Source organism: Pseudonocardia yunnanensis (genome assembly GCF_039534065.1).
GTDB lineage: Bacteria > Actinomycetota > Actinomycetes > Mycobacteriales > Pseudonocardiaceae > Pseudonocardia > Pseudonocardia yunnanensis.
The window spans coordinates 207175-232781 of record NZ_BAAAUS010000002.1 but is presented as its reverse complement, the minus strand read 5'-3'; the positions used below and the strand labels follow the sequence as shown (position 1 = coordinate 232781).

The following is a 25607-nucleotide window of genomic DNA, read 5'->3' as shown; positions in this document are numbered from 1 at the left end:
ATGACGCGCGTTCCCCTGACGCTCGCCTGCGGCGACTACGACCGGGTGTGGCCGCTGGCCGACGGCCGCGTCCGGCCGGAGGGCATCGATCTCAACCTCGTGAGGCTCGAGCCCGAGGAGTGTTTCTCGCGGATGCTCACGAACGCCGAGTTCGACGCGTCCGAGATGTCGCTGTCCAGTTACGCCATCGCCCGCGCGAACGGGGACGACCGCTTCGTCGGGGTGCCCGTGTTCCTGTCCCGCAGCTTCCGGCACTCCACGCTGTACGTGCGCAAGGACTCCGACATCACCGACGCCCGTGACCTCGCAGGGAAACGCATCGGCGTGCCCGAGTACCAGCTGACCGCCGCGGTGTGGGCCAGGGCGTTGCTGCGCCACGACTTCGACGTGGACACCTCCGGCATCGTCTGGTGCACGGGTGGGCTGGAGCAGCCCGGACGCGTGGAGCACCGGACGCTGCGGCTGCCCGAGTGGGTGCACGTGGAGCACGTCGAGCAGCCGCTCTCGCAGGCGCTGGTCGACGGCTCGATCGACGCGCTGATGGCCGCCCGCGTGCCGTCGGTGTTCCGCGGCGGCGACGAGGTGCGCCGGCTGTGGCCCGACTTCGCCGCGCGCGAGGCGGAGTACTTCACCCGCACCGGGATCTTTCCGATCATGCACATGATGGTGGTGCGGGCCGACGTGCACCGCGCCCATCCGTGGGTGGCGCGCAGCCTGTACAAGGCGTTCAGCGAGGCCAAGCGCATCGCGGTGGAGGAGGCGGCGGACCGCCCGGCCCTGCGCTACACGATTCCGTTCCTCCTCGACACGCTGGAACGGCAGGCCGAGATCCTCGGCGACGACCCCTGGTCCTACGGCTACGCCGCGAACCGGGAGACGCTCGACACCTTCGCCGGCTACCTGGCCGAACAGGGACTCGTGACCGAGCCGCCGGCGATGGCCGAGCTGTTCGCGCCCTCCACACTCGCCGACTCCCGGAGCTGACCGTGACCGGACAGCTCCTCGCGGAGCCCAAGGCCGGACTCGACCGCCGCGCATGGGGCGTGCTCGCGCTGACCATGGTGTTCTGGGTGGCCGACGGCTACGACACGTTCATCCTGCTGATCACGGCCCGGCCCACGCTCACCGAGCTGCTGCCGGTCGACCAGCTGCACAACCTTCCCACGTACCAGGGCTACCTGGTCGCCATCACGCTCGCCGGGTGGGCGACCGGCGGGATCATCGGAGGCATCGTCGGCGACCGGCTGGGCCGACGGCGCACGATGATCATCGCGGTGGTCGTGTACAGCGTGTTCACCGCGCTGTCCGGCCTCGCGGGCAACTGGTGGATCTTCGGGATCGCACGGTTCCTCACCGGAGTGGGCATCGGGGCCGAGTGGGGGGTCGGCACCTCCCTGCTGCAGGAGGTGTGGCCCCAGCGATGGCGTGCCAAGGGCGCGGGCCTGCTGCAGGCGGGCTTCTCGGTCGGCGGGCTCCTGGTCTCGGCGCTCTGGGTGCTGATGGGCTCCACCTTGCAGCTGTCCTGGCGCTGGATGTACCTGTTCGGCATCCTGCCGCTGGTGCTCGTGCTGCTGGTGCGGGGGCGCATCCCGGAGTCCGCGATGTGGGCGAGGCGGCGGTCGAGGACGTCGATCGCCGACCTGCTCCGGCGCGGCGTGCGCCGCAACTTCCTCGGTGCGCTGGTGGTGTCCATCGCGATCACCGGCGGGTGGTGGGCGGTGAGCTCCTACCTACCCAGCTTCGTGGGCGGACTCGTCCACGACCCGAGCCGCATCGCGTTCTTCACCGGCTGGGCCGCCGCGCTCTACAACGCCGGTGAGATCGTCGGCTGCATCGCGTTCGGCTTCCTCGCGGAGTCCTGGGGCCGCAAGGCCACCATCCAGCTGTATTTCGTGGGCTGCCTCGTGATCGTGCCGGTCGTGTTCCTCGCCGTTCACGACGCGGTGGCCGCGACCTGGCTGCAGCTGGTGGCGGGCTTCCTCACCGGCGGCGTCTACAGCTGGTACACGGTGCACACGCCCGAGCTCTTCTCCACGCGGCATCGCGCGACGGCGATCAGCGTGGTGTTCAGCGGCTCGCGCTACATCGCGATGGCGGGCGCGGTGCTCACCGGCAGCCTCGCCACCGCGCTGGGCGGGTTCGGCCGCGCTGCGGCGATCTTCGCCCCGATCTACCTGGTCGGCATCCTCGCGGTGCTGTTCCTTCCCGAGACCAAGGGCGAGCCGCTCCCCGAGTGACCCCGCTCGCCCACCGTGACGAACCAGCACGACGAACCAGAACGACGAACGACGAGGAGAACGATGGCCGTAGAGGTGGACATCCGCGTGCCCGTTGGCCGCCCGCTACCCGAGCTGATGGACTTCATCCGCTCCTGCGAGGACGCGGGCTTCCATGGTGTCGGCATCCACGACCACCACCATTCGGGCCGTGATGTGTACGCCGCGCTCACCCTGGCCGCCGCGACCACCGAGCGCCTCACGCTCTACCCGGCCACCACCAACACGGTCACGCGGCACCCGCTCGTGCTCGCCGCGATCGCCAACTCGCTGGTGGAGATCGCGCCCGGACGGATCATGCTCACCCTTGCGCCCGGCTTCCTGTCGGTCGAGAAGGCGGGCAAACCGCAGGCCCGGCGCGAGCAGCTGGGCGAGGTGGTGACCGCTCTGCGGCTGCTGCTCTCGGGGCACCCGGCGGTGGTGGAGGGCCAGGAGCTGCGGATGAACAACGTGGCGGCACCCGCCCCGAAGATCTTCATCCTGGCCGCTGGACCGAAGATGCTGGAGCTCGCGGGCGAGGTGGCCGACGGCGTCGTGATGCTGGTCGGTCTGCACCCGGACGGGATCGAGGCGGCTCGGCAGCACGTCCGCACGGGGGCGGCGCGCGCCGGTCGCTCGGCCGGTGAGGTGGAGGAGATCTTCATCGTTCCCACGGCGGTCGAGGATTTCGAGACGGCGCGGGAGTGGCCGCGGCGCTGGTTCCGCCCCGGCCAGCCCTTCCTCAACTACCCGAGCGTCGCCAACCTGAGGTGGCTGCACGCCGCGGGGATCGACATCCCCGCCGACCACCGGCCCGAGGACCTCTCCCCGGAGCTCGCAGCGCGGGTGTGCGACGCCTTCGGGCTGTTCGGGCCGCCGGAGTACTGCGCCGATCGCCTGCTGCGCGCCCACGAGGAGTCCGGGGTGAACCGGGTGTTCTTCTTCCCGTCCCACACCGCGGAGAGCGGCTACGACCTGCCGGCGGCCGACGTCACGGCCTTCGGGAAGATCATCGGCCCGCGTCTCGCGGCGGCGGGGCGGGTGGCGACCGGGGCGTGATGCGCTACTACCGGACTCCCGTTCGATCGCAATATCCCTCGATCGGGTAACCCACATCGCGTAACGATCCGGCACCGGCGTCGGAAAGATCAGGTGCACCCCCAACGCTCCCCGCCTGGAGGCCACCCCTCATGACCCCGCGCGTCACCACCGAGAACCCCACGGGAATCGACACGTTCGACCACACGGCCGTCGTCCATCTCCCGGAGTACGCGGAGGCGAGCAAGGCGCTCGACGCGCTGAACCAGGCGTCCCGCCGCGCGGGCGACGACCTCGAGCAGTCGCGGTGGCTCGAGGTCGTCTGCGAGATGAGCGCCGCGCTCCCCTTCGCCGACGCGTGCGTCGAGTGCTCGGGCCCCGTTCCGATTCCCGCGCCGTACGCGGCCGTGGTTTCGGGCGGCAGGCTCGACGCCCACTACCGGTGCCCGAGCTGCGGGTTCACCTGGTCGCGCGCTCACGAGCTGAAACTCCCCGAGTTCGCCGAGTAGGGAGCGCGCGTCCCGCTCACGCCGTTGCGGGCCGAGCGGGGCCTGCCTGTATGCGTGTACCGGTGTCCATGTCGCTGTCGATGTCGATGCGCTGCCGGGCGGGGGCCAACAGCACGACGCAGACAGTGATCATCGCGCCACAGGCTCCGATGAACACGAAGACCGGCACGTACCCGAGCGACAGGTAGATCTGCCCCACCACCAGGGGACCCAGCGCGTTCAGCAGGCGGCCGACGCCGTAGCAGAAGCCGGTACCGGTGGCGCGGACGCCGCTCGGGAACAACCGCGGGGTGTAGGAGTACATGAGCGCGACCAGCGTCTGGTTCAGCGCCGAGACGAGCAGGCCGAAGACGACGATCGCCACGGGCTCGAACGTCAGCCCGTAGGCGAGCCCGCAGGCGGCGAACGCCAGGCCGAACACGGCAACCGGCCCACGCAGGCCGAACCGGTCGGCGACCGGCCAGGCCAGAAGTGCGCCGGGCACCGCTCCGAGCGTGGTGAGGGCCGAGTAGCCGACGCTGGCGGTGACGGTGAATCCGTGCTCGTGCAGCAGGGTCGGGGCGAAGGACGCGAACCCGTAATAGCTGGTGGTGAGGAACGTCCACACCAGCATCAGCATGATCGTCCGCCGAGCCAGCGCACCCTGGAACAGGGTCCGCACGCTCGTCCGGCCGGTCGCCTCGGGCGGCGCAGGCTCCACGATGACCGGGGGCAGCGTGTGCTTGCCCGCCACCTCGAGCTCGATGCCGTCGACCACCCGCTCGGCATCGCCGCTGCGGCCGCGCGCGAGCAACCACAGCGGCGACTCCGGAAGCCGGCGGATCAGCAGGAGCGGCAGCAGCCCGAGCCCTCCGAAGATGAACACCAGTCGCCACGCGTCCGGGCTGATCCCGATCACTCCGCGCGCGAAGAACGACATCGCGGGGATGCCCAGCAGGCCCATGGCCAGCGTGATCGACTGCAGTCGTCCGCGCTGGGTGGCCGGTGCCAGCTCGGCCAGGTAGGTGACGGCGGTGATCGTCATCGCGCCCAGCCCGATGCCGGTCGCGATCCTCGCCACGAACAGGGTGGCGGCATCGAACGCCCCGGCGTTCAGCAGCGAGAAGACGGAGAACCACGCCACCGAGGCCTGGAGCGAGCGCCGGCGGCCGAACCGCTCGGCCACCCGGCCCCCGACGGCGGCACCGAGGAACATCCCGAAGAACCCGGCCGAGGTGATCACCGAGACTTCTCGGACGCTGATGCCGAGGGAGGTGCGCAGTGCGGGAGCGGCGTAGGCGAACGTGTTGATGTCGGCTAGCTCGAAGGCGAAGCACAGGGCCAGGACGCCGGCCACCCGGCGCTGATAAGAGGACCAGGGAATGCGGTCGAGCCTCGCTGTGACGGTCATCGTGACACCTCGCAGAGGGGCAGCGCGGTCAGCACCGCGCCGATCAGTCGGTTGTGGTCCGGTGTGAGGTCGAGGCCGGTCCGGGCGATCACCAGGTCCTGTTCGGGCAGGACGAAGACCGCCTGGCCGAGACTGCCGAGCGCGTAGAACGTGCGGCGTGGCGCGGCGGCGAGGTGCCCGTCGCGGTTGAGCCACACCGAGGCGCCGTAGGGATGGCCCATGGCCGCGGGCCCCTCCGTGCGGCCGGCGCCGGAGGCCTCCGACTCGGTGAGCATCGTGTCGACCCAGGCTCCGGGCAGCACCTGCTCCCCGGCCAGCCGACCGCGTCCCAGCAGTAGCGCGCCCATCCGGGCCAGGTCGCCCGGCGTGGTGTACCAGGCACCGCAGAGCAGCGGCACCCCCTCGGCGTCGGTCTCCAACACCGAGTGCCGCAGCCCCAGCGCGGGAAGAACCGTGCCGCTGAGGAAGCCGTGGACGTCCGGGCCGAGGATCTCGCGCAACGTGAGCGACGCCGCGAGATGGTCGATGCTCTTGTAGGAGAACGTCTTGCCCGGGGACGTCGCGCTGCGCGCCGCCCCCACCATCTGGGCGACCGAGACCGGCCGGAAGTACGGGGCGAAGTACTCGTCGGCGTCGGTGAAGATGTCGTCCGAGCCGTCCTCGGGGCGCACGGCCGCCAGGCCGCTCTGCAGCCCCAGGAGGTCGAGCAGGCGGATGTCGGCCCGCAGGTCGCCGTCGCCCTGCCAGGCGGGGATCGGGACGGGCGCCTCGGGGTCGACCAGCCCCAGCTGCATCAACCGGCCGACGATCACGGCGGTGAGGGTCTTGGCCGTCGACCAGCCCCGCGTGGGGACGCCGGGGCCGAACCCCGGCGCGAAGTCCTGCGCGACGAGCTCTCCGCGGTGGACCACGGCGACACCTCGCCCGCCGGAGGTCGCGAGGTGGGTACGCACCGCATCGTGCAGCGGTGCGTACCCCGCAACGGCTCGGAAGCCGTCCCCCCGGGGCCACTCCCTCGCGTCGAGCTCGCGGGCCCGCAGCGGGCGTCCGGGGACATCGGGCCTGCCGGACATGACCAACGCCGCACCCTTGTCGCCGGATGCGACCGCACGCCGCCTGCTCCCGTCGGACAACCCACCGACCACGGTGCCCGGGCCGACGGCGAACGCGATCTCATCGGGATCGAGGACGCCGTCGGCGAACCGGGCGCACAGCATTCGAAGGTCGTGGTCGACGACGTCGGGTCCCCGACGTCCGGACACGAACAGAGCCGAGCACAGCTCCTTCGTACAGAGTCCGAGCGCGTTACGGCGCCGCTCCGCGACCTCACCGACGCTGCGGCTCACGCCGTCGTCCCTTCATCAGGTAGCGGACCTCGTCGTCCGGGCAGGACTCAGCCCATGGCGAGCCAGGCCTCGCCCAGGCGCGCCGGCTGCGCCTTCTCCTCCGCCTGCACCTCGGCTCCGGACAAGGAGGACATCAGCGCGAACAGGCCGCGTCGTCCTTCGAGCGGCAGAGCGGCCGAGGTGAACCCGTTCCGGCTCAGCAGCGCGGCCTCCACCGCGTTGGCCGCGGCCTTCCCGATCTGCACGGGTCCGGTGTCCGTGTCGGCCGCGGCGGCGAGGCCCGCCGCCTGGGTCGCGCAGATGCCGATCAGGTGGTGCAGGTGGCCGACCTTCAGGTCGAGCGCCCGGCCCGCCGCCGCGGCCGCGCCGATGCCCCCGGCCGTGGCCTGCACACTCCACCCCGACTCGCTGTGTGCGTCACCGAGATCGGCACGAATGCGGTCGGCGACCACCTCACCGATGGCGATCGCCTCGGCGGCGGCGCCATCGTCGGAGGCGAGCGCGTTCGCGGCGGCGCACACCGCGACCCAGGCCGGTCTGTCGCGGACGGCCGCCGCGGCCGCACCGTCGATCCACGCGGTCCAGAGCAGACTGCTCGGGCGCACCGCGACCTGCTTCAGTGTGCGCACGGGAGCCGTGTCCGAACCGCGCCGGGCGGCCTGGCGGAAGCGGCCGAGCTCCGCGACGGCCCGGTCGAGAGCCGCAGGCGGCGGCGTGGTCTCCCGGACGAAGTCCACGACTTCGATGGTGGTGATCATTCCTTGTTCTCCCCCTCGCTGATGCCGGACGGGCGGATCGCGGCGATCACCGCGTCGAGCCCCGCCGCACCGGCGAGGGCATCGACGGCAGCGGCGAGACGTCGCGCTGCTCCCGTACCGAGAACCGGCTCTACCAGCCGGTCGACCTTGTCGAAGAGCTCCTCGTCGGTCAGTGGCCGGTCGAGGCTCCCGCGGGCGTGCGGAACGTGGACGCAGATGGGGTCGCGGTCGGCGCGGTCGACCCGGATCGTCGCCTCGTCACGCGCGCAGCCGGCCGTGGGTCTCAGCGTGATCAGCTCGCGCAGCCGTTCCACGTCGGTCTCCACCGCACGGTCGTCGCCGAACTGCGCCAGGCCGACGTGCCCGTCCAGCAGCCCGACCGCGGCGGCGTGGTAGGCGCTGAAGCGCGCCTGCAACCCGTCCTGTGGCTGTCTTCGGCCCATCAGCTCCGGCACCAGGGGGTGGCACGTCAGCTCCACCGAGGTGATCGCGGCGGGGTCGTCGAGCTCGGCGGATGCGGCGCAGGCGGCATCGATCGCCGGGTGCGCCACGATCCCGCACGGGTAGGGCTTGAAGGCGTTGTACTCGATCTCCCAGTCCCGTTCCCAGCTGCCCGCGAGCTCGCAGTGCTCGACGGCGTCGGCGAACACCGGGAGCACTCCCCCGTCACCCAGCGGGTCGGCGATGCCAGTCATCCCGACGCCGGCCAGCTTGGCGGCCAGCACGCCGTTGGTTGCAGCCTTGCCGGGGTGGAACGGCTTGGTCATCGAGCCGAATCCCTCGCGGTGGCCGAGCACCATCGTCGAGGCGATGGCGAGCGCCTGTTCCAGCTGCGCGGCCGAGAGTCCCAGCAACACCGATGCAGACACGGCAGCGCCGAACACCCCGCAGGTACCGGTGATGTGCCAGCCCCGGTCGTAGTGGCTCGGGGACACGGCATTGCCGATGCGCAACTGCGACTCGCAGCCCAGAGCGAACGCGGTGAGGTAGCGCTCCCCGTCCACGTCGAGCTCGGGGACCAGTGCGAGCAGGGTCCCGAGTACCGCAGCACCGGGGTGGATCACCGTGGCGAGGTGGGTGTCGTCGAAGTCGTCGAGATGAGCGGCGGTGCCCGCGAGGAGAGCACCCCAATACGCGTCCACGGTCTCGTCGCGCCCGGCGACGGTGACGTTGTTCTCGGGATCGACGTCCCCTGTGCCGCCCTGCTCCCGCGCCGTCGCCAGCAGCACGTCCACGGCGGCCGTCCTGGCCGCGCCGATGGCGGTGCCGAGGACGTTGAACAGGCTGCGCCGCGCGGCCCGGGCGACCCGGGGCGGCAGCGGCGTCGCACTTGCGGTCACCAGCCGCCTGCAGAACTCGGACGTCGAGGTACCGACTGTCGCAGCGGGAGGCATGGGAGCGACGCTAGAAACGGCAGGGCGGCAGAACAACGCCATCCCGGGCCGGAACCGTTGCACTCGGCGCAATGATCAACTCAGCCGATGCTCACTCTGCCGGGCTACGAGCCGAGCCGCGCTCCCGGCCCCGTGTCCGCGCGATGCGGGCGAGGGCCTGGACGGTGGGGTGCTGCCCGATCGCGCGCTGGTAGGCGAGGAAGATCGTGCGCCCGGCCCAGTCCGGATCGTGGATCCGGATCCGGGCGACCCGCGGATGCCGGTGGTCGTTCATCCCCTCCGGTACCACCGACACACCGATGCCGGCGCCCACCATCGCCTCCACGACGAACAGGTCGCTGACCTCGATCGCGAACCGGGGCACGAACCCGGCGCGCGCGCACGCGTTGATCATGTGGGTCCGGCTGCTGGCTCCGAGCTCCATCGAGATGAACGGCCGATCCGCCACCTCGCGCAACGACACCTCGTCGCGCTCCGCCAATGGGTCGTCGACCGGAACCGCGAGGAGCACGAACTCGGTGAAGAGTGGCTCCACCACGAGGTCGGCCTCGGTCGGCGAGACCGAGGTGAACGCGACGTCGCACTCGCCCCGGAGCAACGTGGACACCACCTCGTTGGCCGAGCTCTGCCGACAGTGGAACCGCAGGCCGGCGTGCTGTTGCAGCAGTTCGGCGAGTACACCGGGCACGAAGCCGAGCCCCAGTGAGTAGGTGTGCGCGATCCGGAGGAGTCGCTGCGGGCGCCCGGCCTCGGCACGGGTGGTGTCCACGGCGTCCAGGCGGGCCCGTAGCACGGCCTGGGCCTCGCGCACGAGCACGCGCCCCGCGTTCAACATCCTGACCTGGCGGCCCGCCTGCTCGACGAGCGCGATGCCGAGCTTGCGCTCGAGGGCACGAACTCCACGTTGGACGGTCGCCACACTGACGCCCAGGTCAGCCGCGGTGCGCCCGAAGTGCTCGCGCTCGGCGAAGCTCACGAACAATTCGAGATCCGAGAAGGTGATCTCGCTGGCGGCCGACTCCTCCATGAAGCGAAGTATCCGGCCCGCCGCAGCGGCTTGACGTATTCCCATATGGGTATATGATTGCTTCATGGCCCGAGCACCGACGACGTCGGACGCGTTCAACGCGGTGGCCGAGCCCCGCAGGCGACAGATCCTCGACGTCCTCGCCGGCGGGGAGCGGTCCGTGAACGAACTCGTCGCACTGCTCGGCCTGGCACAGCCACTGGTGTCCAAACACCTGCGCGTACTGCGCGAGGTGGGACTCGTCAGCGTCCGGGACGAAGGACGGCAGCGGATGTACCGGCTCGACGGCCGCCCCCTCAAAACCATTCACGACTGGGTGCAGAACTACGAGCAGTGGTGGTCGCAGCGTTTCGATCGGCTCGATGTCGTACTCGAAGATCTCAAGAGACTGGAGAACGAGGACAATGGCGACGACGAACAGCGGAACGAGCAGTCGCAGCGCCGTGGTGACACTTCCGACGGACACGCAGATCCTGATCACGCGTGAATTCGATGCACCCCGGCATCTGGTGTTCCGGGCGTACACCACGCCTGAGCTGATCAAGCGCTGGTGGGGCGGGGACCGCGGTGAGGTCACGATCGCCGAGGTCGACCTCCGGGTCGGCGGCGCCTGGCGCTTCGTCCTGGGAGCGCACGGAGCCGAGGTCGGCTTCCACGGCGAGTACCGCGAGATCGTCCCCGACGAGCGCATCGTCGCCACCGAGGTCTACGAGGGCATGCCCGAGGCAGAGGCCGTGAACACGCTCACCCTCACCGAGAAGGACGGGCGCTCCACGCTCACGGTCCTCGTGCAACACCAGAACCACGAGTACCGCGACGGTCACATCAACTCCGGCATGGAGGACGGGATGCAGGAGGCGCTGGACCACTTGGAGCAGGTGGCCGTCTCGCTCCGCTGAAACGCCTCAACCGTGCGATCGGCACCTCGGTCCAGATCGTGGACACCGGGGTGCCGATCGCACGGCGGCTAGCGGCATGCTCGACGCGGAGGTGGGCGGATGGCGGTGTCCTGGGGTGGCACGGACGTCGACGTGGTCGTCGTCGGCGGCGGGATCGGCGGGTTGGGCAGTGCCCTCGCGCTCGCCCGCGCCGGGCTGCAGGTGCGGGTGCTGGAGCAGGCGTCCGAGTTCGGGGAGGTCGGCGCGGGGCTGCAGATGGCACCCAACGCCACCAGGATCCTGCGCTCGTGGGAGCTGCTCGACCAGGTCGTCGCCCACGGCGTGCTCCCCCGGCGGCTCGTCCTGCGCGATGCCCTCGACGGGCGGGAGCTGACCCACCTGGACGTGGCCGACCTGGAGCGCCGCTACGGGGCCCCGTACGTGGTGATCCACCGCAGCGACCTGCACACGATCCTGTTGGAGGCGTGCCGCGGCGCGGGGGTCGACCTGGTGACCGAGGCGGCGGTCACCGGCATCGAGATCGACGACGAGCAGGCCACGGCCGTGTCGGGCGGGCGGCGGGACACCGGTCGGCTCGTGCTCGCCGCCGACGGGTTGAACTCCCGGCTGCGCCGGCTGCTCAGCGACGACGAGCCGGTGAGCTCCGCCTACGTCGCCTACCGGGGAACGCTGCCGGTGGACGCCCTGCCCGACACGAGCGCCCACACCCTCGACGACGTCGTCGTCTACATCGGACCGACACGCCACTTCGTGCAGTACCCACTGCGTCGTGGCGAGATCCTCAACCAGGTGGCGGTGTTCCGCTCACCACGCGCAATGGCCGGCGAGCCCGACTGGGGCACCCCCGACGAGCTGGACGCGGCTTTCGCCGGCTCCTGCGAGGCCATCCGCGCCGCCCTGCCCGACCTGTGGCGCGATCGCTGGTGGCGGATGTACGACCGCGAGCCGATCTCCGGCTGGGTCGACCGCCGCTTCGCCCTCACCGGCGACGCCGCCCACCCGATGCTGCAGTACCTCGCCCAGGGCGCCTGCCAGGCCCTCGAGGACGCCGACTGCCTCGCCGGGCAGATCACCAAGCACGCCGGCGCCGACACTTCCGGCCGGAACGCCTGCGACTGGGACGCCGCGCTCACCGACTACACAGACCTGCGCACCGACCGCACGGCCCAGGTCCAGCGGATCGCTCGCACCTGGGGCGAGCTGTGGCACTGCGACGGACTCTTCCGATCCGTGCGCAACGCCTACTTGAGCGACCGCGACCCCACCGACTACCGGCACGTGGACTGGCTGTATCGCACCTGAGATCCCCGCACGGCCGGAAAGGCCCGATCGACCGACCTGAACGCTTTCTTCGGGTAGTGCAGTAATTCTCCGGTAGTGATTTGTCGAACGTTTAGCCTTCCTACCGTCCTGGTACGGTTGGCGCACCGGATGTCGCGCAGGATCACAGGCAATTCGCGGTCGAACAGGGGATCCCATGGAAATCACCCAGGGGCTGCTGCGCGCAGTGCAACAGGGCCCCGATGCACCGGCCACCGTCTTCATGGGACGGACACGGACCTGGGCCGAGTCCGCCGAACGGATCGCCCGGCTGGCCGGCGCCCTGCGCGGGCTCGGCGTGCGGCCCGGCGACCGCGCGGCGATCCTCTCGGCCAATTCGGACATCTACCACGAGTTCATGTTCGCGGCGTGCTGGATCGGCGCGGCATTCGTTCCCGTGAACACCCGGTGGTCCGTTGCGGAGATCGCGTTCTCGCTGGAGGACGCCGGCACCGCGGTGTTGCTCGTCGACGAGAACTTCGCCTCGGCGGTTCCCGATCTCCGCAAGCAGGCCCCGGTTCTGAATCATGTCCTGGTCGACGGCGACGACTCAGGCCCGGACGGCGCACCCTCGGTGGAGGAGCTCATCGCCGGCAGCGAGCCCGTGGCGGATGTCCGTCACGGTGATGACGCCCTGGCCGCCATCTTCTACACGGGCGGCACCACCGGCGTGCCCAAGGGCGTGATGCTCAGCCATGACAACCTGATCGTCTCGGCGCTCGGATCGATGGCCTCCGGCCACTGGATCCAGCCCGGAGCCACCTACCTCCACACCGCTCCGATGTTCCACGCCGCGGACATCTCCGGATGGGTCGCTGTGAACCTCGTCGGCGGCACCCACGTGTTCGCACCCCGCTTCGACGCCGGGGCCGTGGCGCGGATGATCGAAGAGCACCGCATCACCGACGCGATCCTCGTGCCCACGATGATCCAGATGCTGGTCGACTCACCCGAGGCCGCCCACGCCGACATGTCGAGCCTGCAGCGCCTGCTCTACGGGGGCTCTCCGATCTCGGAGGCGCTGATCGAACGGACCACCGCCCGGTTGCCCGGCACCCGTCTCACGCAGGCGTACGCGATGACCGAGATGTCGCCGGTCATCACGCTGCTCGGGCCGGAGGAGCATCACGATCCACTCCTGCGGCGCTCCGGAGGACGAGCAGCGCCGCACGTCGAGATGCGGATCGTCGACGAGGACGACAACGATCTGCCGCCCGGCGCCACCGGCCAGATCGTCGCCCGCGGTGGCGGCCGGATGCTCGGCTACTGGAATCGGCCGAAGGAGACCGCCGAGGCGCTGGCGAACGGCTGGATGCACACCGGCGATGCGGGATATCTCGACGACGACGGCTACCTCTTCGTGGTCGACCGGGTCAAGGACATGATCATCTCCGGTGGCGAGAACGTGTACTCGACCGAGGTGGAGAACGCGCTGGCCACCCACTCCGGCGTCGGGATGTGCGCGGTCATCGGCGTCCCGGACCAACGGTGGGGGGAACGCGTGCACGCCGTGGTGCTGCCCGCAGGCGGCGTCCGCGCCACCGAGGAGGAGTTGCGCAGGCACGTGCGGGAGCGCATCGCCGGCTACAAGGTTCCGCGCAGTTTCGAGTTCGTCGAGTCCATGCCACTGTCGGGCGCCGGCAAGATCCTCAAGCGTGAGCTGCGGGACCGGCACTGGAACCACCAGGAGCGACACGTCTCATGAGGGCCGCACATCACCCGTAACGGTCCCCGTCGGCTCCGCGAGCCCCACACATCCCGGGTCGCGACGCGAACATGCGTCGCGGCCCTTCTCATGATCCCAGCGTCTGACTAAACTGATCGTACAGTTCACTATTGATGCCGCCGAGGAGGAGACCCAGATGAGCGTGTGGTTCGTGACCGGAGCCTCGAAAGGCTTCGGGGCCCAGATCGTCCGCGAGGCGCTCAGCCGCGGGGAGCAGGCCGTCGCGACAGCCCGCAACCCACAGGCCGTGCACGACGCCTTCCCGAACGCCGGCGATGCGCTGCTGGTCGCACCACTGGACGTGGCCGACCAGGCGCAGGCCCGGACGGCCGTCGATGCGGCCGTAGAGCGGTTCGGACGCATCGACGTGCTCGTGAACAACGCAGGCCGCGGCCTCCTCGGCGCTGTCGAGGAGGCCGACGACGCCGAGGTCAGGGCGATCTTCGAGACCAACGTGTTCGGGCTGCTCGCCGTCACCCGGGCCGTCCTGCCGACCATGCGGCGGCAGCGATCCGGACGGATCTTCAACTTCAGCTCCGTCGGCGGCATCGCCGTCGGCGAGGGCTGGGGCATCTACGGAGGCACCAAGTACGCCGTCGAGGGCCTCTCCGAAGCGATGCGCCGCGAGCTGGCCCCGCTCGGCGTGCAGGTCACGATCGTCGAGCCCGGGGTGTTCCGCACCGACTTCCTCGACGGCAGCAGCCTCCACGCCGCGAAGGCCGTACTGGACGACTACGTCCCGACCGTCGGATCGGTCCGCAACTGGGCGACCACCACCAACCACCAGCAGATGGGCGACCCCGTCAAGGCTGCAAAGGTGATCGTCGACGTCGCTGAGGCGGCAGAGCAGCCCATGCGCCTGCAGCTCGGCGCCGACTGCGTCGCGCGCGTCGAGGAGCGGCTCGCCGACATCCACGCGGAGCTCAACGCCTGGCGCGACGTCGCGGTCTCCACCGCCTTCGACGAGGCACGCGCCTGACGGTGCGGGGCCGCGGACCGTACGGGCGACGCCGCTAGTGGACCGACCGGATCGTGCCACCGTCGACACGCAACATCGCCCCGCTCACGTACGCGGCGTGCGGACCGGCCAGATAGGCCACGGCGCCCGCGATCTCCTCCGGGCGGCCGAAACGGCCGACGTCGTTCGGAACCCACTCCGCGGCCGCCGCCGCCTCGATCTCCTCCGGGGACTCCCCCCAGCCGCGGCCGGGACCGATGTCCGCAAGGAGGGCACGCACCGCGTCGACCATGATGGCTCCCGGCGACACGACGTTCGACGTGACGCCCGACCCCACGAGCTCCCGCGCGAGTGACACCGCGAGGTTGTGCCGGGCCGCGAGCGTGGCGTTGTACTGCGGATGGGCGGACATCGGCTGGATCCCCAGCCCTCCACCGATCTGGATCACCCGGCCCCAGCCCCGCCTGCGCATCTCCGGCACCAGCCGCTGGATCATCCGTACGCCGGCGATCACGTTCACCTCATAGGTCCTGGCCCACACCTCGGGCGTCGCGTCGGCCCAGGACAGGTGGTCGTAGCCCCCGGCGTTGTTGACCAGGATGTCGATCGGCCCTCCGGACAGCGCGGCGGCGGCCACCGCGTCGGCTCCCGCGTCGGTGGCGAGGTCCCCGATCGCGATGTCGGCGCGCCCGCCCGCCGCCCGGATCGCCGAGGCAACGGCCGCGGCGCGGCCCTCGTCGCGGCCGTGCACCACGACGGCGGCACCCTCGGCCGCGAGAGTTGTGGCGATCGCCTCGCCCAGGCCCGCGCTCGACCCTGTCACCAGAGCGCGTCTGCCGTTGAGTTGCAGATCCATGTTTACAACTGTAGACCGCGCCTACCAGCAAAGTCTACAGTCGTATATGTGAATCTCGACCTCATCGCCGATGACCATGACCGACCGCGCAACGCCGCCGCCACCCGGGAGGCCATCCTGCGGTCCGCAGTGAGCGCCTTCACGCGCTCCGGTTACGACGGGGCAGGCCTGCGGGAGATCGCGGGGGCCGCCGGCGTGACGGCGATGATGGTCAAGCGCTACTTCGGCTCCAAGGAGCAACTCTTCGCCGAGGTGGTCGATCACGCGTTGGCGCCGCGGACGATCCTCGTCGAGGACGGGGCCGGCATGGCACATGCAGCCGCCGCGGCGCTCGTCGCCAGGACCGCTCGCGAGGCCGAGCACCTCGACCCGTTCCTCCTGATGCTGCGGTCGGCGTCCAACCCGCGGGCGGCGGAGATCCTCCGCGACGGCATCGGACGGCACATCGGCAGCCACGTGGCCGCGCAACTCACCGGCGCCGCAGCCGGCGAGCGCTCCGAACTGCTCCTCTCGGTGATCGCGGGCATCTGGCTGATGCGCAAGGTCATCGGTACCCCCGCCCTCGCCGCGGCCGAACCCGGCGCCCTGACCGCGCAGGTCGAGGAGCTGTTCCGGCTCCTGACGAGCGAGATCCGGCCGAACCGATGAATCGCGCGGTAAGGCGATGATCGACCGATTCAAAAGAATCTTCGCCTGTGACGAAATCGCGCTCACTCCCTGCTCATCAGCTGGCTACTCTCGAATGAACTGACATCGCGTAACGCGAGAGGGGTAGTTTTGAGCGTCCTTGACGGCATTTTGGACGGCGTTCGGGAGGACCTTGCCGGGCGGCAGCAGGAGGTGTCTTTCGACGAGCTGAAGGCTCGCGTACTGGACAGCGCGCCGAACACGCTGGACCCGATGCCCGCTTTCCGTTCCTCGAAGGTCTCCATCATCGCCGAGGTGAAGCGCAGCAGCCCGAGCAAGGGTGCGCTCGCCGACATCCCGGACCCGGCGTCGCTGGCGGGTGAGTACGCGGCGGGGGGTGCGTCGGCGATCAGCGTGCTGACCGAACGCCGCCGGTTCGGTGGCTCGCTCGAGGACCTGGCGGCGGTGCGCGCCGCCGTGGACGTCCCGGTGCTGCGCAAGGACTTCATCGTCACCCCGTACCAGCTCTGGGAGGCTCGGGCCTGGGGCGCCGACCTGGCCCTGCTCATGGTCGTCTCGTTGCCGGGCGGCCTCCTGGAGGACCTGCTGGGCCTTGCGCGCGAGCTTCGGCTGACGCCGCTGGTCGAGGTGCACACCGAAGAGGAGCTGGAGCGGGCGGCGGAGGTCGGCGCGGACCTCATCGGGATCAACGCCCGCGACCTCACCACGCTGTCGGTGGACCGCGGTGTGTTCGCCAAGCTGGCGCCCCAGGTGCCGGAGGGGGCCGTCCGCGTGGCCGAGTCGGGCGTCGCGGAGGCGGCCGACGTCGCGGAGTACCGCCGCTGGGGCGCCGATGTCGTGCTGGTCGGGGAGGCGCTGGTGCGCTCCGGTGACCCGCGTTCCGCTGTCGGCGAATTCATCAGTGCCGCCGACTGACTCCCCGTCATCGAGCGCGGGGTCATCGAGCGCGGGGTCGTCGAACGCGGCCGAGGACGTGATCCTCGGCATCGACATCGGCACCACCTCGGTCAAGGTCGCCGCGTTCAGCCCGGACGGCACGCTGCTGCGGCAGCACCGGACCGGCTGCGTCATCGCCCGGCCCCGGCCGGGGTGGGCCGAGCAGGATCCGCTCGACTGGTGGCGCGGCTGCGTCGACGGCATCGGCGCGGTGGTGTCCGCACTCCCGGCCGGGTCGACGGTGCGGTCGATCGGAATGGTCGGCCAGGTCAACACCCACGTCTTCGTCGACGAGCACCTGCAGCCGCTCTCCCCCGCCATCATCTGGCAGGACCAGCGCGGCAGTGAGATCGCCGCGGAGATCGACGCGCGGTTCGCGCCGCAGGTGAAGGTCCGGCTCTGGGGCGCGCCGATCACCCTCGACGCCTCCTTCACACCGTCGCGGGCGCTCTGGTACGCCCGCAACGCACCGCGGGAATGGGCCCGTACGCGCTGGATCCTGAGCCCGAAGGACTTCGTCGCGGCGAAGCTCACCGGTGAGATCCGGACCGACGGCCGGGCGGCCGTCCGCCTGGCCGACCGCACCGGCACGCGTTATCTGCCGCAGGCGGTCGACCTCGTCGACGGACTGGCCGAGCGGCTGCCGCCGATCGCTGAATCGACCGCACCGGTCGGGCCGGTGACGGATCCGCAGCTGAGGGTCGGGACTGCGGCCGTCGTGGTCGGGACGATGGACACCTTCGGCGACATCGTCGGCACCGCGACCACGCAGGCCGGCCGGGCCATGATCACGATCGGTACCTCGCTGGTGGCCGCAGGTGCCTCGACACGGGCCGTCCCCACGCGCGGCATCGCCACGTTCCCGCCACGCGCCGGGCTGTACGTGCACGCGGGACCCACCCAGGCGGCGGGCGACTCACTGCGCTGGTGGAGCCAGGCCTGCGGCCTGGACATCGACACGGTGCTCGACCGGGCGGCGGGCGCATCCGCCGGCTCCGCGGGAGTGGTTTTCACTCCGCATCTGATGGGTGAGCGGGCACCGCTGTGGGACGCCGACGTCCGCGGGAGCTTCCTCGGGCTCAGCTCGGCCACCACGAGGGACGAGATGTCACGTGCCGTCCTCGAAGGCGTCGCGATGTCGGCCCGCCACGTGTTCAGCGGCGTCGAGGAGGCGTGTGCCCTGCCCCTGTCCCGGGTCGTGCTCTCGGGCGGCGGGGCACGCAGCGACCTGTGGGCCCAGATCCACGCGGACGTGCTCGGCCGTCCCGTCCAGCGGCTGCGCGTGCACGACAGCGCGGTGCTGGGCGCCGCACTCCTCGGCGCCGTCGGCGCCGGTATCCACCCCGACGTCGAGACGGCGGCGGACAAGGCGGTGCACGCCGATCGGGTCTTCACGCCGATCCCCGCGAACGCCCGGCGCCTCGACTCGCTGTACGGCGTCTACACGGCCTCGCACAGCGCGCTCGCCGAGATCCACTCCGCGCTCGACGGCTGGCGCACGGCGGTCGGCTGACGGAGCCCCAACCGCACGTTGAGGCACACTGGAACACATGGCGCAAGGGGTGGCAGAGGAGCAGGAGGACGTCCATCCCGGCGAGGTCGATGCAGTGATGGCGGCCACTCGCGTCCTGGTCGCGCTCAGCGCACGTTCGGTCGCAGGCCTCGACGGGCAGATCACACTCCCCCAGTTCCGGGTGCTCGTGATGGTTGCCAGCACCGGGCCGGTGAACCTCGGCGCCGTGGCTCGTGCGCTCGGCGTGCATCCCTCGAACGCGACGCGCGCCTGCGACCGGCTGGTCGGCGCCGGGCTGCTGGATCGACGCGACGACCCGGGCGACCGGCGCAACCTCACGCTCGATCTCACCGCTGCCGGCCGCGCCCTCGTGCGGCGGGTCATGGACGACCGCCGGGCCGCGATCGCCGAGATCCTCGCCCGTATGCCGGATGAACAGCGCCGGACACTCGCCCCCGTGCTGGAGTCGTTCGCCGCGGCAGGCGGCGAGGTGCCGGCGACCGACGTCTGGGCGCTCGGATGGACGACCTCCACGGCCTAGCTGTCGTGACCTAGCGCGAGGCGTCTCGACCGGCGCCACCTGCAACCACCTCACGGGAACGGCGGCTCCGCGGGCCCAGTGAGCGTTCCCTGTGGTGTTCCTCGGCGAAGTCGCGCAGCCGGCCGTCCAGGAGCTGTTCGACGGTGACCAGGCCGAGGAGGCGACCGGGGTCGTCCCGGGCGACCACGGGTGCCGCGCTGACGGCCGTCTGCGCGAACAGTGAGGCGACCTCGCGCAACGTGTCGTCGGCGTGCACGACCACCGGGGTGCCGATCATCACGTCGCCCGTCGTGTGCGCGCCGGGGGCCGAGGTGACGAGTGACTGCCGCGGTGCCACCCCCACGAGCCGCCCCGCGTCGTCGAGCACCGGGAACAACCGCTGCAGCGGAGCGCGCGCTCCCACCGGCTGGTCGCACGACGCGCGGCGGGGCACCACGGCGGCGAGCCCGGGTGGGGCGAGCGGCAGCGGGTCCTCGCAGCGCAACGTCGCCGGGGACGCGTGCATCACCTCGTCGATGAACAGCACCGCCAGCGGATCCACGTCGTACTCGCGGGACAGGTGGAAGCCACGGCGGGCGATCCGCTCCGTCAGCACCGAGCGGCGCAGGATCAGCGCCGACACCGCATAGGCCGACACCGAGGCGATCAGCAACGGCAACAGTGCGGGCCAGTCCCGGGTGAGTTCGAGGGCGAACACCACTCCGGTCAGCGGGCAGCGCATCACCCCGCCGACGACCGCGGCCAGCCCGACCACCGACCAGAACCCCGGCCCCACGTCCGGGAAGAGCTGACCCTCCAGGGCGCCGATCGCCCCGCCGATCATGAAGATCGGCGCCAGCACCCCGCCGGACGTCCCCGAGCCCAGCGACAGGCCCCAGATCAGGGCCTTCACGATGAGGATCCCGACGATGAGCGACAGCGTCGCCCGGCCCGTCAACAACTCGTCGATCACGTCGTAGCCGACGCCGAGCGCCCGTGGCTCGATCAGCCCGCCGATCCCGATCACGAGGCCACCGATCGCGGGCCACCACATCCAGTGGATCGGCAGCCGCATGAACGCGTCCTCCGACAGGTACACCAGCGCGGTCAGCGCCACGGCCAGCAGACCGCCGATCACCCCGGCGGCGACGCAGAGCAGGTCGGTCAGCGGCGTCGGCGCCGTCGTCAGCGCGTCGACCGGGAAGATCGGACCGCCTCCGAGCAAAGCCGCCCGCACGACCGTCGCGACGGCCACGGCCGCCACGACAGGCACGAAGCTGCGGGGCCGCCATTCGAACAGCAGCAGTTCCACCGCCAGGAGGACCGAGGCCATCGGGGCGTTGAACGTGGCGGCCATCCCGGCGGCCGCGCCCCCGACCATCAACGCCTTGCGCTCGTCGGCGGTGAGGTGCAGGTGCTGGGCGAGGATCGAGCCGAGCGCCCCTCCGGTCATGATGATCGGACCCTCGGCGCCGAACGGGCCGCCGGTGCCGATGCTCACCGCGGCCGACACGGGCTTGAGCACCGCGACCCGCGGCTCCACCCGGCTGCGGCGCATGACGATGGCCTCGATCGCCTCCGGCATGCCGTGCCCGCGGATCTTCTCGGAGCCGTAGCGCGCCATGAGACCGACCACGAGACCGCCGACGACGGGCGCGGCGAGGATCAGGATCGCCGGGTGCGCCGCGGCCCCCGGAGCCACCAGAGTGGTCTCCACCCGCTGGTAGAAGACGACGTTCGTGATCAGCCCGATCAGCATCTGGAGCACCCACGCCGCCACCGCGCCGATCGCGCCGATGGGCAGGGCCAGCGCGGCGGTCACCAGCACCCGGCGGTTCAGCGTGAAGTCACCGAGATGGGTCGCTCTCCCCCGGACGACCGCCGGTAGGTCACGCCGGGCTCTGGCCTCGTGCTCCATCCGGCCATGGTCTGCGATTTCGTCGCAGCACCGCAACGATTGCGTTAGGCCAATCACTACGTCCAGGCCGCCCCGGATGGGCGGGACATCGCCACATTCCGTGATTGTCGGAAGGAAATGGACGAAAAGGGCGATGAATCCACGCCGGATTTCAGTGCAGCAGCAGCTTCAAGCACACGGTGACGAGGCCGAGAACGCCGCTGGCCGCGGCCCACCCGAGCGCACCGAAGCTGCTCGCTCCTGCCCGCCGGGCCGCGAGATGCCCGAGTGCGACGAGCAGCACCGTCGACGTCGTGAGTGAGGCGTACACCGCGACGTCGAGCCGGTCGGTGAACAGTTCGACCACGATCAGGACCACCAGGGGCAGGTAGGCAGCTTCGACCATCGGCCAGCCCGCACGCAGCTCACGCGCGATGGCGGCGCGGGTGGCCCGCCACCCCTTCTGCTGCCCGCGCACACCGGCGGCGAGCAGGTGGGCGTACCGCTCGGCCACCCAGTAGACGAACAGGGTGACCAGGACCGCCACCAGGATGTCGCCGAGCGTGCCGTGCAGGCTCGCCGCCATCATCACGGCCGCACCGACGACGGTGCCGTGGATGGCGTAGGCGAGCTCGTGCTCGTCGGACCACCGGTTCCGGTGCAGCGCGGCGGCCCGCACGATCCAGGCCGCGATCGGCGAGCGGGCCCGCAGGTCGTCACGACCTCCCGTTGCCTCGCCCATCAACCCTCCCTCGCCCGCGGCCCACCGTGACCCGTCGTCGCGCGGCGCCGCATCGCCCGCGGCGGATGAGGTCCGGCGGCGTGGTGCGAGCCGTGCACGGACGGGCGAATCGCGTCCCGACACCTGCCGCCCGGCGCCTCACGAGCCGGAACGACGTTGCCCGGCCGGTACCATCCGCCCGGTGGATCAGCTGAGCGGGCGGCGCCATCACACGGACCCAGTGCTGCACGCCGTGCCGATCGGGGTCGTCGCGCTGGACGAGTCGGGGCTCGTCCGCGAGGTCAACCCGGCGGCGGCGGCGCTGCTCGGCAGGTCCGTGCCCGAACTTCTCGGTGCCGACCTACACGCCGTCATGCACGAGGAGACCGGGGGCCACGAGGTTCGAAGCTGTCCTTTCCGGCCTGCCAGCACCGCACTAGACTCGGCGGACGAGCAGATCATCCGCCCGGACGGCACCACCGTCGACGTCCGCTGCCGGATCGAGCCCCTCGTCGAGGACGGGATGATCATCGGCTCGGTCGTCGCGATCGATCCCGTCGTCGAGTCCGCGGTACCGCGCGGCGACGGGTCCCGCGACCGTTTCCTCGCCTGCCTCGAGCGCGCGCTGCAGCCGCTGGAGGATCCGGACGAGATCATGGCGACGGTCGCGCGGCTCCTCGGCGAGCACATGGAGGTCGACCGCAGCGTCTACGCCGAGACCGAGCCCGACGAGAACCACTTCACGATCACCGGTAGCTACGCCAGGGGGCTGCCCGAGCTGACGGGCCGGATGGCCATGTCGGACTTCAGCGCGGACGCACTGCGGTGCATGCGGGCGGGCGTCCCGTACGTGCTGGCCGACGCGGAGACCGATCCGCGGGTGCTGCCAGAACAGCGCCAGACCTACTACCGCGCCGGCTTCACCGCGGTGATCTGGGTGCCGTTGCAGAAAGCGGGCCGCTTCGTCGCCGCGGTGGCCGTGCAGCATCGGACCCCGCGGTTGTGGTCGGACTCCGAGATCGCCCTGCTCACCACGGTCGTCGGCCGGTGCTGGGAGTCGCTGCAGCGCGCGCACGCCCTCGGCGCGGTGCGCGAGAGCGAGGAGCACTTCCGGCTGATCGTCGAGCGGGCAGGCGACGCGATCTGGCTCGCCGACAACACCCTGCACTTCATCGACGTCAACGAAGCCGCCTGCGCACTGCTCGGCCACTCCCGTGAGGAGCTGCTCACCCTCCGCGCGGCGGACGTCGTCCGTCCCGAGGACGTCCCGCGGCTCGACGAGCTCGTCGCCAAGCTGCATGCGGGCGCCTCGGTCACCGAGGTGTGGGAGATGCGTCGCAAGGACGGCGGCACGGTGCCCGTGGAGCTGAGCATGCGCTCGGCGACGGACGGGCGGCTGCAGGCGATCGGGCGGGACATCACCGAGCGACGCAGCGCCGAGGCGGAGCGCGAGCGTCTGCTGCGGCGCGAGCAGGAGACCAACCGCCAGTTGCAGTTGCTGCAGCGGGCCACCGCAGCCCTCTCCGCCGCGGCCACTCCGGCGCAGGTCGGGGCGGCCGTCGTCGAGCAGCTCAGTCAGCTGGTGGGCGGGCGTTCGGTGGCCGCGTGGAAGGTGCGCGGAGCCCGCGACCTCGAGGCGCTCGCCGTGGCGGACTGGCCGCCGGAGCTCGTCCAGAGGTGGAGCGAGCCGGGCACCGACGCCGCCGGCCCGGTGATCGGCGCCGCCACCAGCGGCCGGTCGCTCTGGCTGGACGGGGATGCCGCATGGGCCGGCCACGACCCCGGCATGCGGGAGGAGCTGCGACGGTTCGGCTTCGACGCGCTGGCCTGTCTGCCCCTGTCCACAGCCGGACACTGTCTCGGTGTCGTGACCCTCGCCATCCCACCCGGACGCGTGCTCGGCGCCATCGAACGGGCCACCGCCGAGTCCCTCGCCGAACAATGTGCCCAGGCCCTGTACCGCGCGGGCCTGCTGCACGCCGAACGGGTGGCCAGGCGGGCCGCCGAGGAGCTGAGCTCGATCGTTGCCGCGCTGTCGGGGGCCACCAGGCCCGCCGAGGTCGCCGACGTGGTGCTCGACCACGCGATCGGGCTCGGAGCCGAGTCGGCGGTCCTTCTGCTGCACGAGGGGGCACACCTGGTACCGATCGCCGGGCGCGGGCCCGAGGCGATCGGATCGTCCGCGGTGGCGCTGGACGCCCCTGACCCGCTCGCCACGGTCGTCCGCACGGGCGTAGCGGAGTGGAGCGGCAGCCCGATCGCCGTCCCCTTGGTGTTGTCGGACCGGACGATCGGCGCCGTCGGGCTGTGGTTCGCCCCGAAGGACGGCGCCGTGCCCGAGATGCCTCGCGAGCAGCGCGGGGCCGTGCTCACCGTCGCCGGGCAGTGCGCACAAGCGCTCGACCGGGCCCGCCTGCACCAGGCGGAGCACGAGGTCGCCGACGTGCTGCAGCGCAGCCTGCTCCCCCGCGAGCTGCCCGCGCTCGCCCGGCTGGCGGCCGCGGCGCAGTACATGCCCGCCGCCGAGCACTCCCTCTCCGGTGGCGACTGGTACGACATGCTTCCCCTCGACGGCACCCGTGTCGCGCTGGTCGTCGGCGACGTCGTGGGCCACGGGCCGGCCGCGGCGGCCGTCATGGGTCAGCTGCGCAGCGCGCTCGCCACGCAGCTTCTCGACGGGCACTCCCCCGCCGCCGCCCTCGAGCGGCTGGACCGGTTCGCCGAGCGGGTCCCGGGATCGGCCGGCAGCACCTGCGCCTGCCTCACGTTCGACTGGGCCACTGGAGAGCTGCGCTGGGCATTGGCCGGGCATCCACCCGTGCTGCTCGTCGACAACGCAGGCGCGCGCTTCCTCGACACCGGCGCCAGCGCGGTGCTCGGTGTCCGCGGGCGCTCGCCGTACCGCGAGCGGAGCGCCATGGTGGCGCCCGGCGCCTCGGTCATCCTCTACACCGACGGGCTCGTCGAACGCCGCGACGAGGTGGTCGACGCCGGGCTCGATCGGCTGCAGCAGGCCGCCGAACGCCTCGCGGACCACGGCCCGGACGAGCTGGCACGGGGGCTGGTCGACGCCGTGCTGGGTGAGGAGGGCCCGGCCGACGACGTCGCGCTGCTCGTGGTGCGGGCCATCCCGGCGCCGCTGCACAGGCGGCTGACGGCCTCGGCCACCAGCATGAGCCCGCTCCGCCGCTCGGTGAGCGAGTGGGCCTGCACGGCCGGTCTCGCCGAGGAGACCACCGAGGACCTCGAGCTCGCGATCGGCGAGGCGGGCGCCAACGCCGCCGAGCACGCCTATCCGGAAGGCGGCGGCCACTTCGAGTACACCGTGGCCCGCGCCGACGACGGCGCTGTCGAGGTGCACGTGCACGACCAGGGCCGCTGGCGACCGGTCCCCGCCGACAACGGCCATCGCGGGCACGGCCTGCGGGTCATCGACGGGCTCGTCGAGGAGTTCGTGATCGACCGGGGGAACAGCGGCACCCACGTGAGCTTCCGGTTGCCCGCGCCGCCGCCGTCGGCCGCACCTGGCCCCCTCCGGCGCCCGGCGCTCTCCACCACCCGGGCTCCTGAGCCGGCGAGCGTCGAGGAGCGGCACGGCCCGGACGGGGAGCGGGTGCTCGCCGTTCTCGGAGATGTCGACCTGGCCGGCCGGAAGACGGTCGGGGAGGCCCTGTCCGTGGCCGCTGGGCTCGCGGGCCCGCTCATCGTCGACCTCACAGGCGTCGGATACCTCAGCAGCGCGGGCGTCGCACTGCTCGCCGAGGCCACCGCGATCGCCGGTAAGGCGCTCTCGATCGTCGTGGCTCCCGGGTCGGCGCCCGCCCGGGTGCTGGAGCTCACCGGGCTCGCCGACGCACTGCCCGTGGTCACGGCGGCGCCGCCCGCGTCGTGAGCCG

The 25607-nt window shown here is 71.4% G+C and carries 22 protein-coding genes; 14 read left to right on the top strand and 8 right to left on the bottom strand.

The window, feature by feature from the left end; all coding sequences use genetic code 11:
• The 4 genes from ABD743_RS04640 to ABD743_RS04625 all read left to right on the top strand — a co-directional run bounded on the left by ABD743_RS04640 (nucleotide 1) and on the right by ABD743_RS04625 (nucleotide 3802).
• The gene (locus ABD743_RS04640; protein WP_344719197.1) at nucleotides 1-984 is read left to right on the top strand and encodes a substrate-binding domain-containing protein; all 984 of its coding nucleotides are present in this window, start codon (nucleotides 1-3) and stop codon (nucleotides 982-984) included.
• Between the two features lie 2 nt (nucleotides 985-986).
• Nucleotides 987-2237: an MFS transporter gene (locus tag ABD743_RS04635; protein WP_344719196.1), complete on the top strand. Its 1251-nt coding sequence runs from the start codon at nucleotides 987-989 to the stop codon at nucleotides 2235-2237.
• 63 nt (nucleotides 2238-2300) lie between these two features.
• Nucleotides 2301-3314 (top strand): LLM class flavin-dependent oxidoreductase, encoded by a 1014-nt coding sequence (locus tag ABD743_RS04630; protein ID WP_344719194.1) that lies wholly within the window; start codon nucleotides 2301-2303, stop codon nucleotides 3312-3314.
• 131 nt (nucleotides 3315-3445) lie between these two features.
• Nucleotides 3446-3802 carry a hypothetical protein gene (locus ABD743_RS04625; RefSeq protein ID WP_344719192.1) on the top strand — a complete coding sequence of 119 codons (357 nt, stop codon included), beginning with the start codon at nucleotides 3446-3448 and terminating at the stop codon, nucleotides 3800-3802.
• 16 nt (nucleotides 3803-3818) lie between these two features.
• Here ABD743_RS04625 and ABD743_RS04620 read toward each other — a convergent pair whose 3' ends face one another.
• From ABD743_RS04620 to ABD743_RS04600, 5 genes are all read right to left on the bottom strand, one after another.
• The gene (locus ABD743_RS04620) at nucleotides 3819-5192 is read right to left on the bottom strand and encodes an MFS transporter (protein WP_344719190.1); all 1374 of its coding nucleotides are present in this window, start codon (nucleotides 5190-5192) and stop codon (nucleotides 3819-3821) included.
• Nucleotides 5189-6538 (bottom strand): serine hydrolase domain-containing protein, encoded by a 1350-nt coding sequence (locus ABD743_RS04615; protein WP_344719188.1) that lies wholly within the window; start codon nucleotides 6536-6538, stop codon nucleotides 5189-5191. The genes ABD743_RS04620 and ABD743_RS04615 overlap by 4 nt, the downstream gene beginning before the upstream one ends.
• A 47-nt stretch (nucleotides 6539-6585) precedes the next feature.
• The gene (locus tag ABD743_RS04610; RefSeq protein WP_344719186.1) at nucleotides 6586-7296 is read right to left on the bottom strand and encodes an MmgE/PrpD family protein; all 711 of its coding nucleotides are present in this window, start codon (nucleotides 7294-7296) and stop codon (nucleotides 6586-6588) included.
• Nucleotides 7293-8690 carry an MmgE/PrpD family protein gene (locus ABD743_RS04605; protein WP_344719185.1) on the bottom strand — a complete coding sequence of 466 codons (1398 nt, stop codon included), beginning with the start codon at nucleotides 8688-8690 and terminating at the stop codon, nucleotides 7293-7295. Before ABD743_RS04605 ends, ABD743_RS04610 begins: the two co-directional genes overlap by 4 nt.
• Before the next feature lie 91 nt (nucleotides 8691-8781).
• Entirely contained in the window at nucleotides 8782-9717 is a 936-nt protein-coding gene (locus tag ABD743_RS04600) for a LysR substrate-binding domain-containing protein (protein WP_344719183.1), read from the bottom strand.
• A gap of 64 nt (nucleotides 9718-9781) precedes the next feature.
• On the opposite strand from ABD743_RS04600, the gene ABD743_RS04595 reads away from it, so the two are divergent.
• The 5 genes from ABD743_RS04595 to ABD743_RS04575 all read left to right on the top strand — a co-directional run bounded on the left by ABD743_RS04595 (nucleotide 9782) and on the right by ABD743_RS04575 (nucleotide 14641).
• Nucleotides 9782-10204: an ArsR/SmtB family transcription factor gene (locus ABD743_RS04595; RefSeq protein ID WP_344719181.1), complete on the top strand. Its 423-nt coding sequence runs from the start codon at nucleotides 9782-9784 to the stop codon at nucleotides 10202-10204.
• Nucleotides 10164-10616 carry an SRPBCC family protein gene (locus ABD743_RS04590; RefSeq protein ID WP_344719179.1) on the top strand — a complete coding sequence of 151 codons (453 nt, stop codon included), beginning with the start codon at nucleotides 10164-10166 and terminating at the stop codon, nucleotides 10614-10616. Before ABD743_RS04595 ends, ABD743_RS04590 begins: the two co-directional genes overlap by 41 nt.
• Before the next feature lie 99 nt (nucleotides 10617-10715).
• The gene (locus tag ABD743_RS04585) at nucleotides 10716-11918 is read left to right on the top strand and encodes an FAD-dependent monooxygenase (protein WP_344719177.1); all 1203 of its coding nucleotides are present in this window, start codon (nucleotides 10716-10718) and stop codon (nucleotides 11916-11918) included.
• 175 nt (nucleotides 11919-12093) lie between these two features.
• On the top strand, nucleotides 12094-13641 hold the full coding sequence (locus tag ABD743_RS04580) for a long-chain-fatty-acid--CoA ligase (RefSeq protein ID WP_344719175.1): 1548 nt from the start codon (nucleotides 12094-12096) through the stop codon (nucleotides 13639-13641).
• A gap of 157 nt (nucleotides 13642-13798) precedes the next feature.
• On the top strand, nucleotides 13799-14641 hold the full coding sequence (locus ABD743_RS04575; RefSeq protein ID WP_344719173.1) for an oxidoreductase: 843 nt from the start codon (nucleotides 13799-13801) through the stop codon (nucleotides 14639-14641).
• A gap of 34 nt (nucleotides 14642-14675) precedes the next feature.
• Here ABD743_RS04575 and ABD743_RS04570 read toward each other — a convergent pair whose 3' ends face one another.
• Nucleotides 14676-15476, bottom strand: a complete 801-nt coding sequence (locus ABD743_RS04570) for an SDR family NAD(P)-dependent oxidoreductase (protein ID WP_344719171.1) — start codon at nucleotides 15474-15476, stop codon at nucleotides 14676-14678.
• Between the two features lie 48 nt (nucleotides 15477-15524).
• Here ABD743_RS04570 and ABD743_RS04565 point away from each other — a divergent pair, with 48 nt between their 5' ends.
• The 4 genes from ABD743_RS04565 (at nucleotide 15525) to ABD743_RS04550 (ending at nucleotide 19114) form a co-directional block, all read left to right on the top strand.
• Complete coding sequence (locus tag ABD743_RS04565) at nucleotides 15525-16124, top strand: TetR/AcrR family transcriptional regulator (protein ID WP_344719169.1); 600 nt, start codon at nucleotides 15525-15527, stop codon at nucleotides 16122-16124.
• A 129-nt stretch (nucleotides 16125-16253) separates the two neighbouring features.
• Nucleotides 16254-17039, top strand: coding sequence for an indole-3-glycerol phosphate synthase TrpC (gene trpC, locus ABD743_RS04560; protein WP_344719167.1), 786 nt, complete (start codon nucleotides 16254-16256; stop codon nucleotides 17037-17039).
• A gap of 58 nt (nucleotides 17040-17097) precedes the next feature.
• Nucleotides 17098-18573, top strand: a complete 1476-nt coding sequence (locus ABD743_RS04555) for a xylulokinase (RefSeq protein ID WP_344719165.1) — start codon at nucleotides 17098-17100, stop codon at nucleotides 18571-18573.
• Nucleotides 18574-18610: 37 nt separating this feature from the next.
• Nucleotides 18611-19114: a MarR family winged helix-turn-helix transcriptional regulator gene (locus tag ABD743_RS04550; protein WP_344719163.1), complete on the top strand. Its 504-nt coding sequence runs from the start codon at nucleotides 18611-18613 to the stop codon at nucleotides 19112-19114.
• Nucleotides 19115-19124: 10 nt separating this feature from the next.
• On the opposite strand, the gene ABD743_RS04545 is transcribed toward ABD743_RS04550, so the two are convergent.
• Together ABD743_RS04545 and ABD743_RS04540 are read right to left on the bottom strand one after the other, a co-directional pair.
• Nucleotides 19125-21011: a chloride channel protein gene (locus ABD743_RS04545; RefSeq protein WP_344719161.1), complete on the bottom strand. Its 1887-nt coding sequence runs from the start codon at nucleotides 21009-21011 to the stop codon at nucleotides 19125-19127.
• Between the two features lie 151 nt (nucleotides 21012-21162).
• Nucleotides 21163-21732 carry a hypothetical protein gene (locus tag ABD743_RS04540; RefSeq protein ID WP_344719159.1) on the bottom strand — a complete coding sequence of 190 codons (570 nt, stop codon included), beginning with the start codon at nucleotides 21730-21732 and terminating at the stop codon, nucleotides 21163-21165.
• Nucleotides 21733-21913: 181 nt separating this feature from the next.
• On the opposite strand from ABD743_RS04540, the gene ABD743_RS04535 reads away from it, so the two are divergent.
• Nucleotides 21914-25603, top strand: coding sequence for a SpoIIE family protein phosphatase (locus ABD743_RS04535; protein ID WP_344719157.1), 3690 nt, complete (start codon nucleotides 21914-21916; stop codon nucleotides 25601-25603).
• Nucleotides 25604-25607: the final 4 nt, after the last annotated feature.

Bases quoted from the DNA above. Each gene is read 5' to 3' on its own strand.
- ABD743_RS04640 (WP_344719197.1), top strand. From the start codon at position 1: ATGACGCGCGTTCCCCTGACGCTCGCCTGCGGCGACTACGACCGGGTG.
- ABD743_RS04630 (WP_344719194.1), top strand. From the start codon at position 2,301: ATGGCCGTAGAGGTGGACATCCGCGTGCCCGTTGGCCGCCCGCTACCC.
- ABD743_RS04625 (WP_344719192.1), top strand. From the start codon at position 3,446: ATGACCCCGCGCGTCACCACCGAGAACCCCACGGGAATCGACACGTTC.
- ABD743_RS04620 (WP_344719190.1), bottom strand. From the start codon at position 5,192: ATGACCGTCACAGCGAGGCTCGACCGCATTCCCTGGTCCTCTTATCAG.
- ABD743_RS04610 (WP_344719186.1), bottom strand. From the start codon at position 7,296: ATGATCACCACCATCGAAGTCGTGGACTTCGTCCGGGAGACCACGCCG.
- ABD743_RS04605 (WP_344719185.1), bottom strand. From the start codon at position 8,690: ATGCCTCCCGCTGCGACAGTCGGTACCTCGACGTCCGAGTTCTGCAGG.
- ABD743_RS04600 (WP_344719183.1), bottom strand. From the start codon at position 9,717: ATGGAGGAGTCGGCCGCCAGCGAGATCACCTTCTCGGATCTCGAATTG.
- ABD743_RS04595 (WP_344719181.1), top strand. From the start codon at position 9,782: ATGGCCCGAGCACCGACGACGTCGGACGCGTTCAACGCGGTGGCCGAG.
- ABD743_RS04585 (WP_344719177.1), top strand. From the start codon at position 10,716: ATGGCGGTGTCCTGGGGTGGCACGGACGTCGACGTGGTCGTCGTCGGC.
- ABD743_RS04580 (WP_344719175.1), top strand. From the start codon at position 12,094: ATGGAAATCACCCAGGGGCTGCTGCGCGCAGTGCAACAGGGCCCCGAT.
- ABD743_RS04575 (WP_344719173.1), top strand. From the start codon at position 13,799: ATGAGCGTGTGGTTCGTGACCGGAGCCTCGAAAGGCTTCGGGGCCCAG.
- ABD743_RS04570 (WP_344719171.1), bottom strand. From the start codon at position 15,476: ATGGATCTGCAACTCAACGGCAGACGCGCTCTGGTGACAGGGTCGAGC.
- ABD743_RS04550 (WP_344719163.1), top strand. From the start codon at position 18,611: ATGGCGCAAGGGGTGGCAGAGGAGCAGGAGGACGTCCATCCCGGCGAG.
- ABD743_RS04545 (WP_344719161.1), bottom strand. From the start codon at position 21,011: ATGGAGCACGAGGCCAGAGCCCGGCGTGACCTACCGGCGGTCGTCCGG.
- ABD743_RS04540 (WP_344719159.1), bottom strand. From the start codon at position 21,732: ATGGGCGAGGCAACGGGAGGTCGTGACGACCTGCGGGCCCGCTCGCCG.